Origin of the sequence: Erythrobacter sp. CCH5-A1 (assembly GCF_001557115.1) — a bacterium.
Classification (GTDB): Bacteria; Pseudomonadota; Alphaproteobacteria; order Sphingomonadales; family Sphingomonadaceae; genus Erythrobacter.
The window spans coordinates 23,272-36,883 of sequence record NZ_LSKQ01000178.1 but is presented as its reverse complement, the minus strand read 5'-3'; the positions used below and the strand labels follow the sequence as shown (position 1 = coordinate 36,883).

Annotated in this window: 13 protein-coding genes; 10 read left to right on the top strand and 3 right to left on the bottom strand. The window is 67.6% G+C overall.

The genetic code is table 11. The annotated features are described in order from the left end of the window. Positions 1 to 52 precede the first annotated feature (52 nt). From gatA to AX708_RS10845, 9 genes are all read left to right on the top strand, one after another. Positions 53 to 1,534, top strand: coding sequence for an Asp-tRNA(Asn)/Glu-tRNA(Gln) amidotransferase subunit GatA (gene gatA / locus AX708_RS10885; protein WP_067490121.1), 1,482 nt, complete (start codon positions 53 to 55; stop codon positions 1,532 to 1,534). Continuing rightward, the gene (locus AX708_RS10880; protein WP_197426049.1) at positions 1,528 to 1,689 is read left to right on the top strand and encodes a hypothetical protein; all 162 of its coding nucleotides are present in this window, start codon (positions 1,528 to 1,530) and stop codon (positions 1,687 to 1,689) included. Before gatA ends, AX708_RS10880 begins: the two co-directional genes overlap by 7 nt. Next, positions 1,686 to 3,182 (top strand): Asp-tRNA(Asn)/Glu-tRNA(Gln) amidotransferase subunit GatB, encoded by a 1,497-nt coding sequence (gatB, locus tag AX708_RS10875; protein ID WP_066529149.1) that lies wholly within the window; start codon positions 1,686 to 1,688, stop codon positions 3,180 to 3,182. Before AX708_RS10880 ends, gatB begins: the two co-directional genes overlap by 4 nt. A gap of 30 nt (positions 3,183 to 3,212) precedes the next feature. Next, the gene (locus AX708_RS10870; protein ID WP_066529151.1) at positions 3,213 to 3,782 is read left to right on the top strand and encodes a hypothetical protein; all 570 of its coding nucleotides are present in this window, start codon (positions 3,213 to 3,215) and stop codon (positions 3,780 to 3,782) included. Continuing rightward, positions 3,782 to 4,648 carry a hypothetical protein gene (locus AX708_RS10865; protein WP_066529156.1) on the top strand — a complete coding sequence of 289 codons (867 nt, stop codon included), beginning with the start codon at positions 3,782 to 3,784 and terminating at the stop codon, positions 4,646 to 4,648. The genes AX708_RS10870 and AX708_RS10865 overlap by 1 nt, the downstream gene beginning before the upstream one ends. A gap of 9 nt (positions 4,649 to 4,657) precedes the next feature. After that, a complete protein-coding gene (locus AX708_RS10860) occupies positions 4,658 to 5,128 on the top strand; it encodes a tRNA (cytidine(34)-2'-O)-methyltransferase (protein ID WP_066529159.1) in 471 nt (156 codons plus the stop codon). Between the two features lie 121 nt (positions 5,129 to 5,249). After that, on the top strand, positions 5,250 to 6,056 hold the full coding sequence (locus AX708_RS10855; RefSeq protein WP_066529162.1) for a hypothetical protein: 807 nt from the start codon (positions 5,250 to 5,252) through the stop codon (positions 6,054 to 6,056). Positions 6,057 to 6,124: 68 nt separating this feature from the next. Then, positions 6,125 to 7,321 (top strand): M48 family metallopeptidase, encoded by a 1,197-nt coding sequence (locus AX708_RS10850; RefSeq protein ID WP_066529165.1) that lies wholly within the window; start codon positions 6,125 to 6,127, stop codon positions 7,319 to 7,321. Further along, positions 7,321 to 7,917: a hypothetical protein gene (locus tag AX708_RS10845; RefSeq protein ID WP_066529166.1), complete on the top strand. Its 597-nt coding sequence runs from the start codon at positions 7,321 to 7,323 to the stop codon at positions 7,915 to 7,917. Before AX708_RS10850 ends, AX708_RS10845 begins: the two co-directional genes overlap by 1 nt. Here the strand turns inward: AX708_RS10845 and AX708_RS10840 are convergent. Genes AX708_RS10840 through AX708_RS10830 form a run of 3 tightly spaced genes read right to left on the bottom strand, consistent with a single transcriptional unit; the run spans position 7,914 to position 12,159 of the window. Further along, entirely contained in the window at positions 7,914 to 9,398 is a 1,485-nt protein-coding gene (locus AX708_RS10840) for a TolC family protein (RefSeq protein ID WP_066529168.1), read from the bottom strand. The two genes, AX708_RS10845 and AX708_RS10840, sit on opposite strands and share 4 nt — an antisense overlap. Next, entirely contained in the window at positions 9,395 to 10,438 is a 1,044-nt protein-coding gene (locus tag AX708_RS10835) for an HlyD family secretion protein (RefSeq protein ID WP_197426050.1), read from the bottom strand. Before AX708_RS10835 ends, AX708_RS10840 begins: the two co-directional genes overlap by 4 nt. A 2-nt stretch (positions 10,439 to 10,440) precedes the next feature. Continuing rightward, a complete protein-coding gene (locus AX708_RS10830) occupies positions 10,441 to 12,159 on the bottom strand; it encodes an ABC transporter transmembrane domain-containing protein (RefSeq protein ID WP_066529171.1) in 1,719 nt (572 codons plus the stop codon). A 263-nt stretch (positions 12,160 to 12,422) separates the two neighbouring features. Between AX708_RS10830 and AX708_RS10825 the strand changes: the two genes are divergently transcribed. Continuing rightward, positions 12,423 to 13,580, top strand: coding sequence for an FAD-dependent oxidoreductase (locus tag AX708_RS10825; RefSeq protein ID WP_066529173.1), 1,158 nt, complete (start codon positions 12,423 to 12,425; stop codon positions 13,578 to 13,580). Positions 13,581 to 13,612: the final 32 nt, after the last annotated feature.

The following is a 13,612-nucleotide window of genomic DNA, read 5'->3' as shown; positions in this document are numbered from 1 at the left end:
AGGTAAGGTCGGTCATTTCATCTCCCCTCCCGCAGGCGGGAGGGGAGATGAAATGACCGACCTTACCTCTCTCGGCGTGAAAGACATCCGCGACGGTGTCGCTAAGGGCGATTTCACCGCGCGCGAAGTGGCGGAGAGCTTCAACGCCGCCGTGGCCGAGGCAGCGAGCCTCAACGCCTTCATCGTCACCACCCCCGACCACGCCCTCGCCGCCGCCGACAAGGTGGACGCGGCGCGCGCTGCGGGCGAGCCGCTCGGCAAGATGGCGGGCGTGCCGATCGGCATGAAGGACCTGTTCGCCACCCACGGCGTCCAGACCACCGCCGCGAGCCACATCCTCGAGGGCTTCACCCCCCGCTACGAAAGCACCGTCTCGCAGAAGCTGTGGGATGCGGGCGCGGGGATGCTGGGCAAGCTCAATCTTGACCAGTTCGCGATGGGATCGTCGAACGAAACCTCCTATTTCGGCAACGTCACCTCGCCGTGGAAGAAGGCCGGGTCGAACGCCGCGATGAGCCCCGGCGGCTCTTCGGGCGGCTCGTCTGCCGCGGTAGCCGCGCGCATCGCGCCTGCCGCGACCGGCACCGACACCGGCGGCTCGATCCGCCAGCCTGCTGCCTTCACCGGCATTTGCGGGATCAAGCCGACCTATGGCCGCTGCTCGCGCTGGGGCATCGTCGCCTTCGCCTCCTCGCTCGATCAGGCCGGGCCGATGGCGCGTTCTGTCGAGGATTGCGCGATCATGCTCGGCGCGATGGCGGGGTTCGATCCGAAGGATGCGACCAGCCTCGACATGCCCGTGCCCGACTGGGAAGCCGCGCTGAACTCTGACCTGAGGGGCAAGAAGGTCGGCATCCCGCGCGAATACCGGATGGAGGGCACCGATCAGGCGATCCTCGATTCGTGGGAGCAGGGCAAGGCGTGGCTCAAGGACGCGGGCGCCGAGATCGTCGACGTCTCGCTGCCCCACACCAAATACGCGCTGCCCGCCTACTACATCGTCGCGCCCGCCGAGGCGTCGAGCAACCTCGCCCGCTATGACGGGGTGCGTTACGGCCTTCGCGATCTGCCCGAAGGCGTCGGCCTTCAGGACATGTACGCCGCCACCCGCGCCGCCGGCTTCGGCGACGAGGTCAAGCGCCGCATCCTGATCGGCACCTACGTTCTCTCGGCGGGCTTCTACGACGCCTATTACACCCAGGCGCAGAAGGTCCGCGCGCTGGTCGCCCGCGATTTCGCGCTGGCCTTCGAGCAGTGCGACGTGATCCTCGCGCCGACCACGCCGACCGCGAGCTTCCCCTTGGGCTCGATGAACGAAGACCCTCTGACGATGTATCTCAACGACGTCTTCGCCGTGCCCGCCAGCCTCGCGGGCCTGCCCGCAATGAGCGTGCCCGCGACGATCAACGCCGACGGCCTTCCGCTCGGCCTCCAGCTGGTCGGCAAGCCCTTCGACGAGCAGGGCGTGCTCGACGCCGGCCTCGCGATCCAGCAGCGCGCCGGGTTCACCGCCAAGCCGGAGAAGTGGTGGTGACACCCGACCTGCCGCTGTGGATCGCCGGGATCGGCATCATGCTGGCGGTGCCGCTGACCTTCATGGTCGCCAATTGGGTAAGGAAGAACGTCGATCACGGCGAGATGCGCTTCGGGCCGGATGGCAAGGTGATCGAGGACGAGGAACGGAAATGAGCAACTACCGCATCCAGGGCGCGACCGGCGAATGGGAGGTCGTGATCGGCCTCGAAGTCCACGCGCAGGTCACCTCCAACGCCAAGCTGTTCTCGGGCGCCGCCACCGCCTTCGGGGCCGAGCCCAATGCGCAGGTCTCCCTCGTCGATGCCGCGATGCCGGGGATGCTGCCCGTGCCCAACCGCGAGTGCATCCGGCAGGCGGTGCGCACCGGCATGGCCATCGAGGCGCAGATCAACGCGTGGTCGCGTTTTGACCGCAAGAACTACTTCTACGCCGATCTGCCGCAGGGCTACCAGATCAGCCAGCTCTACCACCCGATCGTGGGCGAGGGCTCGCTGCTGATCGAGGCGGACGAGAAGGCGGGCATCCCGGAAGACAAGGTCATCGGCATCGAGCGCATCCATATCGAACAGGACGCAGGGAAACTGATGCACGACCAGCACCCGACCATGTCCTATGTCGACCTGAACCGCTCGGGCGTGGCGCTGATGGAGATCGTCTCCAAGCCCGACATGCGCTCACCCGCCGAAGCCGGGGCCTATGTGCGCAAGCTGCGCGCCATCCTGCGCTATGTCGGCTCGTGCGACGGCAACATGGAAGAAGGCTCGATGCGCGCCGACGTCAACGTCTCCGTGCGCCGTCCGGGCGAGCCCTTCGGCACCCGGACCGAGACCAAGAACGTCAACTCCGTGCGCTTCGTCATGCAGGCGATCGAGCACGAGGCGATGCGTCAGGTCGACGTGCTCGAGAGCGGCGGGACCATCGTGCAGGAAACCCGCCTGTTCGACCCCGGCACCGGCACCACCCGCACCATGCGCAGCAAGGAAGATGCGCACGACTATCGCTACTTCCCCGATCCCGACCTGCTGCCGCTGGTGCTGGAGGACGACTTCCTCGCCGAATGCCGCGCCTCGCTGCCCGAATTGCCCGATGCCAAGCGCAAGCGTTATGTCGAGGTGCTCGGCCTCACCCCCTACAACGCCCGCGAGCTGACCGCCGAGGTGGAAACCTTCGCGCGGTTCGAGACGCTGCTGGCTGAGACCGCCAAGGCTTGCCGAAAGGATGACGCCGCCGTCGCCACGCAGGTCGCCAACTGGTCGCTCTCGGTCGCGCCGGGCGTGATCAAGGCGCTGGGCGACGAGGCCGACCCCGCCAACGCCACCGCGAGCGCGCAGGCCGCGATCCTCGCCATGGCCGACAAGGCCGAGATCAGCGGCGGGCAGGCCAAGGAGATTTTTGAAATCGTCCTCAAGACCGGCCGCGATCCGGCTGAAATCGCGGAAAGCGAGGGCCTCAAGCAGGTCTCCGACACCGGCGCGATCGAGGCCGCGGTCGACGCGATCATCGCCGCCAATGCCGACAAGGTCGAACAATACCGCGCCGGCAAGGAAGCGCTGTTCGGCTTCTTCGTCGGCCAGACGATGAAGGCGATGCAGGGCAAGGCGAACCCGCAGCTGGTAAACCAGCTCCTGAAGGGCAAGCTGGGCTGATGCTGGCGGCATAACCGGGGGCGGCATGACATGCGTATCGGACTGATCGCCGCAGCGACCGTGCTCGCCGCCGCCACCGTCAGCGCCCCGGCCTGGGCGCAGGCGGGACCTTCTGCCATTCCAGATCCCGCCACGATCACCGTCCCCGACCTTTCGGGCGGACGCGATCCTGCGGTGGTGCGCGACGGCGAGAAATATTACTATTTCTGGCGCGCCGACACGTCCTACGAGCAGGCCTATGCCGATTTTGCGGACTGCTATCGCTTCACCCCGATGGGAGATGTGAACGCGCCCCTGTTGCCGATGTTCATCGCATGGCGCGGCTCGTCCGAGGCGCGGGACGATGCGCCTGCGCCCGATCACGGCTATGGATTGGTGGGCGATATCATGGGCGCGCTGCTGTTCGGCTCGGCGGTACCGCTTGCCACACAGGGGCGGCTGCGCACCTGCCTCGAGCCGCTCGGCTATCAGCGCTTCCCCGTTCCCAAGGCGACATGGAAGGCGATGAATGAGGAGCGCGTTGCCGATCCCGCAGCGCTGCGGGCGCGGATCGCTTCGGGCCCGCGCCCCGATGCAGAGCCCCTTCCGGAGCGCCGCTGATGCGCCCGTCTGTCCTTGCGGTCGTCGCGACCCTCGCCGCGCTGGTGGCGCCGCTCCACAGCCTCGCCGCCAAGCCCGCTGACGAACTGGTCGAGATCGCCGGCGGCAAGCCCGTCACCTTGCGCGCAGACCGGGCCTATCTGCTGTTCCGCGTCCCCCGCCCGCAGAACAGCAACCCGCTCGAGCCGCTGCTGATGCGCATTCCCGGTAGCGACGAGGTCGCGCGTTACGAAGCGGCCCGCGCCGCCGCCTTTGCCAAGGCGCTGCCCGATCTCACGAAGGCGCATCAGCGTGCGATGGAGCAGTATCGCATGGCCGGCGCTGAGGCAGGCTCGCCGCCACCTGCGCCATCGATCGAGAGTTTCGCTTTTTCGTGGGACGAAGTCGCCAACCTTCAGGATGTCGACTTCGGGCGAAAGTTCGCACGCGGCGCCGAGGAAGAGACATTTCTGGTCGAGGCGCTGCCGGGCGACTACGTGCTCTATGGTTTCACCCCCAGCACCGGCCTGCCGCGTCTGATGGTGTGCATGTGCCTCGGCTCGGTGGGCTTTTCGGCGAAGGCGGGCGAGGTGACCGACCTTGGCTACCTGATCAGTGACTATGCTTCGCAGGCCTCGCGGATTCCCGAACTCGAAGGCGCGCAGGGCTATTCCGCGACGGTCCGTCCGGTGCGGGCAGACAGCTCGCGTGCGCCGGGGCTGGCAGACGCCCGGGTGGTAGCAGCGTCCTATCGCGCGGTGGGCCGCTTTTTCACCCCCAACACGGTCAATATCGCGCGGCTGGTGCGGGTACCGGGGGTGCTCGATTACGACGCGGGCAAGGTGATCGACGCCGTCACCGGGCAGCGCGTGCCGGACAATTTCTAGGCTGCGCCCCTGTCGCTCGCCCCTAACCTCTCCATCGTCCTCGTCCAGCCCGAGATCCCCGGCAACACCGGCGCGGTGGGGCGGACCTGCGTGGCGCTCGACATGGAGCTGATCCTGATCCACCCGCTGGGCTTCACCATCGACGACAAGCGGGTGAAGCGCTCGGGCCTCGATTACTGGCCGCACGTCCGGCTCACCGAATATGCCAGCTGGGACGCGTTCCTCGAAGCGCGCACTCCGCGTGCGGACCAGTTGTTCCTGTTCGAGGAATTCGGCGCGCGCAGTTTCTACGAGCCCGACTATCCCGAAGACGCCTATCTGGTGTTCGGGCAGGAGACGAAGGGCATCCCCCAAGCGATCATCGAAGCCCACGCCGACCGCCTGTTCAAGCTGCCGATGCGCTCCGAAGTGATCCGCTCCCTGAACCTCGCCAACACGGTTGCGGCGGCCGCCTATCAGGCCATGCGCGGGAAGATCTGAGCTGCCTGTGACGCGGCTGCCGCCCGGCTAGTCGAAAATTGCTTGTCTTTGTCAAAAACCGTTGCGGGCCGAAAATCGTCTGATATCCCTATGCATGGAGATGTTTTCAGGGGCGCAATCAATGAATTTGAAGACTGTGCGTGCGGGCGTGATCGCTCTTGCCGGGGCCAGCATGCTTGCCTTCGCGGCACCGGCCATGGCCGGGGACACCACCCGCGACGGCTTTGCCTTCCCCGCCGATGGCAGCATGAAGATCGTGGTCTTCCGCCCCGATGTCAGCGTCGGTACGCAGAAGGCGGGCGGGATCGTCGAGCCCAATGCCGACTGGACCGAAACCGCGCGGGCCAACATCCAGGCCAAGCTGACCGAGCGCGCCAAGCTGCTCAACGCCCAGCTCCAGTTCGTCGACGAGCTCGAAGGCGAGAACGCCGAGGTGCTGACCGAATACCGCGCGCTGTTCGAGGCGGTGTCGGGCGCGATCTTCACCCATGTCACGATCGGCGATAAGCTCGCCACCAAGCAGAAGCTCGTGACCGATACCACGGTGCCGGGCGCCCGCCCGCGCAAGGTCAGTACGCTCGACTGGACGCTCGGGCCGGGTGCGGCGAAGCTCAAGGAAGCAACCGGCGCGGACTACGCGATGTTCGTGTTCACCAACGACGCCTATGGCGACGCCGGGCGCAAGGCGGCGCAGGCGGCGGGGATGCTCGGCTGCCTCATCGGGGTGTGCGTGATGGTGCCTTCGGGCATCCATGTCGGCTATGCCGGGCTTGTCGACCTTTCGACCGGCGATGTCGTGTGGTTCAACACCGATCTCGCCATGGGCGGCGACCCGCGCGAGGTGGATGGCGCGGAAAAGCGGGTCGGCCAGCTGATGGACGGATTCCCGCTGCGCGCCGGCGTGGTTCTCCCAAAGGCTCCGGGCTGAGGCCCCGGGGTCGCAGGCTTCGAAAGGGAGCGGCCACCTGCCCGGCAGGTGCCGCCTGGGATCGCCCGATGCGCAGACTTCTCCTTAACACCTTCCCGCTGCTGGCGCTGGCCGCGGCGAGCCCGCTGGCCGGGCAGGACGCCGCGCCGCCTGCGCCGGCGCCCGAGCCGGCTGTCGAGGGCACCTTCGAGGGCCCCTATCAGCCGTCCGACGATCTGGAACGCGGGCTGTGGCACCAGATGGCCGAGTCCGAGCGCTCGCTCAAGATCTCGCAGCAGGTGATCCGAGATCCCGAATTGAACGCCTATCTGCGCGAGGTGCTGTGCCGCACCGTCGGGCCGGAATGCGCCAATATCCGGCTCTATGTCCTGCGCTCGCCCTATTTCAACGCGACCATGGCCCCCAATGGGGTGATGACCGTGTGGTCGGGCCTCTTGCTGCGCGCCCAGAACGAGGCGCAGCTGGCGGCGGTGATGGGCCACGAATTCGCCCACTTCAAGCGCCGCCACAGTCTCCAGCTTTTCCGCGAGGCCAAGGAGAAGAGCAACGCGGCCGCCTTCCTCGCGCTGACCGGGGTGGGCCTGCTGTTCTCGATCGGCATGCTCGAATCGCTCTTCGCCTTCTCGCGCGAGATGGAGGAGGAGGCCGACCGTGACGGGCTCAGGCTCGTCACCGATGCGGGCTACGATCCGGCGCAGGTGCCGCTGATCTGGGAGCAGATGCTCGACGAGCGCGACGCGACGCTGGTGGCGCGCGGGCGCGACAAGGACAAGCGCAAGGCCAAGGCCGGAATGTTCGATACCCACCCGCCGAGCCAAGCGCGGGTCGATTACCTGCGCGCCGCTCTCGCGCAGCAGGCCGGCGTTCCGGCGCTCACCAAGGGCGAGGAACGCTACCGCGCAAGGCTGGCGGCTTGGTGGCCGCAGTTCCTCGACGACCAGTTGAAGCTCAATGACGACGGCAGCAGCCTGTTTCTTATCGATTCGATCGACAAGGCCAATGGCTGGACCCCGTGGAGCGGCTTTGCCCGCGCCGAGTTCCACCGCCGCCGCGGCGCGCCGGGCGATGCGGAAGCGGCGATCGGCTTCTACACCGACACCATCGTGCGCGGCGGCGATCTGCCCGAATTGTGGCGCGGCCGCGGCTATGCGCTGCGCAAGGCAGGCCGCGCCGAAGAGGCCCGCGCCGATTTCCGCGAATATCTCGGCCGCGTCCCCAATGCCCCGGACCGCGCCATGGTGAGCACCCTAGCAGGAGTACAATGATGAAGAGGCTGTCTGTCCTGGCTCTTGCCGCCGCGCTGGTCGCGCTCCCCGCCGCCCCCGTTCTCGCCGGGTGGAAGATCGTCGAGGAGGACAAGCCGGTGGCGGTCGCCAAGAGCACGATGAAGGCGACCCCGTCGGAGAACTGGAACCGCTGGAGCGTTCGCCCGATCAAGCAGGGCGAGGTCTGGACGCGCGACGGCACCAACCTCAACGAACTCTACTTCGTTGCCGGCCTGCCCGCCGGGACGACGCTCTACCGTGACGCGCAGAAGAAGGAGCGCCCGCTCCCCAAGCTGGCGGCCAACCTCGACATCACGGACATCCCGGAATTCTACGAAAGCTCGACCCGGCTGGTGCTCAACACCTCGGTGTTCCAGATGACCTCGGTCGAACCGGCCAAGCTGGGTGGGCAGGACGCGGTCAAGTTCGCCTTCGAATATTCGGTTGAGGGCAGCCCCCTGAAGCGCCGCGGGATGGCGATCGGGACCATGGTCAAGGGCCAGCTCTACCTGATCAGCTTCCTCGCGCCTGCCACCCACTTCTTCGAGCGCGACAAGGCCGAGGTCGAGAAGATCATGGCGAGCGTGACCTTCTAATCCAGCCCCAGCGCCTTAAGGTTCATCGTCGCCGCGTTGTAGCTCGCTTCGGCAAGGCGCCCGGCGAGCTGCGCGCGGATCGCGCTGATGCGGGCGTTGGCGGCGGTTTCCTCGCGCGCGTTGACGAGGAAGAACTCGCCCGCGCCGAGGCGGAAACGGGTGCGTTCGGCCTGCACCATCGCATTGGCCTGCTTGACCTCCGCATCGGCCAGATCGGCGAGCCTGATCGCCGCGCCGAGATTGGCGAGGATGTTGGCGACATCGGTGGTGATCTGGTCGGTGATGCGGCGCTGGCGCAGCTCGGTCTCGCGCAGCTCGGCCTCGGCGCGCTGGACCGCGCCTTGCGCTGTGCGGCGCTGGAGCGGCACGCTGAACGTGAGGCCGACCACGGTATCGGTCGAATCGAAACCCGGACCCCCGGGGCCGATCTGGCCGAAATCGCGCGACAGCTCGACCGAGGCGTCGAGCTTGGGCTGCAGGTCGTTCTGCCGCAGCGCGACCCGGTTGTTTGCCCGCTCGAGCGCGATCTCGAAGGTCTGGAGCTCGGGGCGGTTCCGGATCACCTCGCTCACCGGGGTTGCGGCCAGCACCTCGGGCTTGGCGATGGCGCGCATCCGGCCGAGATCGGGCAGCATCTCGCGGGTGGGGACGATCATCTCCCCGGCCTCGCCGCGCAGATAGAAGCCGAGGCTGTTCGATGCGGTGAGGAAGTCGCGCCGCGCCTGTTCGAGCAAGGTGCGGCGGCGCAGCAGGTTCTGCTCGTTCTCGGTCAGCGCGATGCGCGCGCGCGCGCCTTCGCTCACCTCGCGGGTGAGGCCGACCTGGCGTGCCTCGGCGATTTCGAGCAGTTCCTCGAACACCCGGATTTCCTCGCCCGCCGCGACCCAGCGCCAATAGGCGCGCAAGGCTTCGTGCTGGACGTTCAGTTGCACCAGCATCACGTCGAGCTTCGCCTGCGAGGCGGCGAGGCGCGTGTCCTCGATCGCGAAGCGGCGGCTGTCGATGTCGCGGTTGCGCAGCAGCGAGAACAGCGCGCCGACCTTCACTTCGCCTAAGGCGTTGGTGTAGTTGTAGTTCTCGTAAGTCGGGAAGTCGCCGTTGGAGACCCGGTAGCTCCCGAAGACCTCCGCCCCATAGAGCCGCAAGGGCTGGCGCGCCTCGACCTTGCCATAGCCGCCCGAATAGAAGCCGGTGAGGCGGTCGTAATATTCCCCCTTGAGCATCAGGTCGAAGGCACCATCCGCGCCGAGCTGGTCGGCGCGTGCGGCCGCCTCGCGCTCGAAGGCCTCGAGCACCTGCGGGAAGGTCAGCGCCGAGGAGCGCAGGACCTCTTCGGGGGTGAGCGGGCCGGTCCTGAGCGCGGCCTCGAGCGGCTCGGGATTGGGGGCGATGTCCTGCGCGGACACGGGCGCTGGCGCGGCGCAAAGCAGCGCCAGCGCCGCACCCGGCAGCATCAGGACAGGCCGGCGCAGTTGCGTCACTGCTTCGTCCCGGTGCCTGACGAGGTGCTCTGGGCAGCCGGCAGCTGCGGGGGGAAGTTGTTGAGCTGGCGCCAGATCTCGTAGCCGACCGGCACCGTCTCAAGCAGCACCCAGGCCTGCACCGCCGCGCCGAAGCGGACGTAGCGCTCCTCAGGCCAGCCGTAGCCGTCGAGCTTCTCCTCGGCGATCAGCACGCGGAAGCGCCCGTCGATCTGGGCCGAGCGGTCGACCGCGATGACCCGGCCGCCGAAGGTGCCGACCGCGACCGAGGGCCAGCCGGAGAATTGCACCGCCGGCCAGCCTTCGAACTGGATGCGGGTGGCATCGCCCGGCCGCACCAGCGCGACATCGCGCCCGTCGATGAAGATCTCGATCACCCGCGCCGCGCCGTCGGGCACGAAGGTCGCGAGCACGTCGCCCGCCTTGATGAAGGTTGCCGCGTCCCCTGCGTTGAGGCTCTGGATGAAGCCGTCGCGCGGCGCGCGCACGATCTGTTCGGACTGGCGCGAGAGGTTGACGTCGGCGCGGTTCAGCGCCGCCTCGGCGGCGGCGACCTGGCCCTCGCGCTCGGCGATGCGGATCTGCGCGGCTTCGTAATCGCGCCGGGCGGCAAGCCCCGCCTCGAACAGCTCGCGGCTGCGGCGCTCGTCGAGCCGGGCGGTGGCGAGCGCGGACTTGGCGGCTTCCAGCTGCAGCGCGATCTGCGCGCGTTCGGCCTGCAGGCGTTCGACCAGATTGGGATCGATATCGGCGATGCGGACGATCGGATCGCCCTTCTTCACCGAAGATCCATCACGCACGTACCATTCCTCGATCCGGCCGGGCACCAGCGCGTTGATGTCCTGCTTGCGCTCGTTGGGGCTCAGCGTCGTCACCACGCCGTTGCCCGAGGTGGTCTGCACCCACGGGACGTAGACGAGGAAAGCGACCGCGATGATGATCGCGGCGAGGATCATGTAGAACACCACCCGCATCACCCGCGGCACCCGGATGGAGGCGAGGGTGGTGAAGTGCGCCATGTCTTCCTTGAGCGTCGCCATGGTCAGGCTCCCTGCACTGCGATGCCGGTGGCGGCGGCAAAGGCTTCGAAGCTGGCGAAGGTGCGCTGCTGGTGCGCCTCGAGATAGAGGAAGCGGTCGAAGCCGAGATCGATCCGCCGGCCGGAGAAATAGATCACGGTGGTGTAGGCCTGCGCACGCAGTTCGGCGACCGCGCGTTCGATCGGTTCGGGCTCGAGCAGGTCGAACAGGCGCGAGAGCACCAGGATGCGCGGCCGCTCGAGCAGCGCGTTCGCCAGTTTCAGCTGCTGGAGCTCGACCGCCGAGAGCGGATAGCCGGTCGAGGCCAGCGGGGTGTCGAGGCCCTTCTCCAGCGTCGCGATGGTGCCCGCCAGCCCCACCGTCTCCAACGCGCCGAGCATCCGCTGCGGGGCGGTGTCGGGGCAGGACAGGGCGAGATATTCGCGGATCGTCATCTCGACGATGCTCGGCCGGTCGAGCACGTGGACGTTCTTCCTGAGGTGGTGCGCCTCGATCGCCTTCATGTCGATGCCGCCCAGCGTCGCGATGCCTCCTTGCGGCAACACGTGCATCTTGAGCAGGTTGGTGAACAGCCGCTGCACGCCGTGCTGGCTGGCGGCGGCCATGATGATCGAGCCCGAGGGGATGTCGAGATCGAACTGCGCCTCCTCGTGCCGCGCGCGGCCCTTGACGCCCTTCATCACGATGGTGTGGTCCGGCCCGTCGAAGGGATCGGCGCCCTTGGGCTGTTCCTGCTCGACATCGTAGAACTGCGAGATTTCCTCGATCGCGGCGAACAGGTCGTAGAAATAGTTGAGGTAGCTGCCGAGCTGCGAAACCCCGACGAAGGCGGCCGACAGCACCAGCTCGGCCGCGACCAGCTGTCCGAGAGTGAGCTCGTTCTGGATCACCAGCCACCCGCCCAGCCCCAACAGCGCGGCGCTGGCGCCGGCATACATCAGCAGGAAGGCGAGGGTCTGCGCGAACAGGTGGCGGAAGTGGCGCCGCCGGTCGTTGATGTAGACCCGTGTGAAATCGTCGGTCTTGTCGAGCGCGTAGTCGATCCGGCGCTGCGACTTGAAGAAGCCGTTCGAATGGCCGATCGTGTCGAGCCAGGCGGCGGTGGCGTGCTTGGCGTGGCTGACATCGACACCCGTGCGCAGCGCCCGCGCGCCCCACACCAGCCACACCACCCAGATCGCTGCGATCATCACCAGCGTGAAGCCGAGGAAATAGGGGTGGTAGAGGCTCACCAGCACGAAGCCGACCGCGATCTGGAGCAGCGTAGTGAAGCCGCCGATCATCAGGATCGGGATCGCGGTCTGGACATAGACCACGTCGAAATAACGGTTGAACAGCGAGCCCTTCTTGGCGTCCGAAAAGAACGGGTTCTGCGCATAGACCGAAATCAGCGCGATCTCCGCCACCATGCGCGCGTGGAACCGGCGGGCGAACAGTTCCATCAGGTGGACGCGCAAGGCGTAGAGCAGCACCGAGATGGTGAGCAGGCCGAACAGGGTGAGCGAGAGCACCACCAGCGGCGCGGTCAGCGCGGTGTTGGCGATGGTGTTGATAAGCATCTGCACCGAGATCGGCGTGGCAAGGCTCAGCAGGCTGATGCCGATCCCGTAGACGGCGGCCAGCCAGTAGAAACTCGCCTCGGGCTTCAGGATGTCGAAGAAGATCCTGAAGAACTTCACGAGGCTGATCTTGGACCCGTAACTCTGGCCTTGGCCTGCCATGTCAGCCTTTCCGTTGCGAAACCCGTGTGCCTGCGATGCTTTGCCCCGGAACCGGGGCGCCGCCGGACAATATTGCCTCTATTGCAACCGTCCCGCTGCGCAAGCGAACAATGGCCGAGAGCGGTGCCGGTTCCTTGCCGGACAAGATGTGCAAATTCGCGAAGATACAGGGTTTGGCAGTTGATGAGAGGTAATAAAGTATCGCGCCCCGATAGCGAGCAAAGCTTGCGGGCAGATGAACCGCGCGCAATGAAAGGCGGGTGATGGCAGGCTCGGACATGCAAACCGGACGGATCGAGGCCGATGTCCTGCTGGTGGGCGGCGGGCACGCGCATGTCGCGGTGCTGGCCGACTGGATCCGGCACGGTGTGCCCCAAGGCGCTTCGGGCGGCGCGCGTGCTGTGCTGCTGACCCCGGAGCCGGCGCTGCGCTATTCGGGCATGGTGCCCGGCTGGCTCGCGGGGCAGCACGCGCAAGGCGACGGGCTGGTCGATCTGGCAGCGCTGGCGGCGCGCGCGGGCGTGGAACTGGTGCTGGACATGTGCACCGCGCTCGATCCCGAGGCGCGTGTGGTGACGACCGCGGGCGGGAAAGAGATCGGCTTCGGCCTCGCCAGCTTCGACACCGGGGGCGAGGGGCAGGGCGCGCGGCTGCTCGGCGACGATCCACGGCTCATCGAGGTGCGGCCCATCGGCGCGCTGGTCGAGAGCCTCGCCGGCTTGCGCGCCTCTCGGCGCGGGCTGGAGCGCGTGGTCGTCGCGGGCGGCGGGGCGGGGGGTGTGGAGCTTGCTTTCGGTCTGAGGAGCCTTGCGGGCGCTGACCCGCGCCCCGAAGTGACGCTTGCGACGGGGGCGGGCGGGTTGCTCCCCGGCTTTGCGCCCGGCGTGCGCGCTCGCACCCTGCGGGCGCTCGCGCGGCAGGGGATCGCGGTCGTCGCGGAAGATGCGCGGTTCGAGGGCGGGATGCTGAAGGCAGGCGGCCAGATCCTCGAGCCGGCCGATTGCGTCATCGCCGCCACCGGCAGCGCCGCGCCCGGCTGGGTGCGCGCGAGCGGCGTGGCGACCAAGGCTGCGGGCTTCATCGCGGTGGACGCGCACCAGCGCTCGGTCTCGCATCCCCACATCCTCGCCGCCGGAGACATCGCCGCGCGCACCGACCGTCCGCTCGCTCATGCCGGGGTCCACGCGGTGTTCGCCGGACCGGTGCTCGCCGCCAATCTGCGCATGGCGATCGAGGGCAAGGCCCCGCGCGCGCGCTACAATCCGCGCCGCCACAGCCTCTATCTGCTCAACACCGGCGACGGCTCGGCGATCCTCAGCTACGGTCCCGTCTCGGCGGAGGGCCGCTGGGTGCTTGCGCTCAAGCACCGGATCGACAAAGCTTGGATCGCGAAATACGCCGCACTGGCGCGAAGGGCGTAACGGCACGCGGTTTGCCACCGAACCGGGCCGCA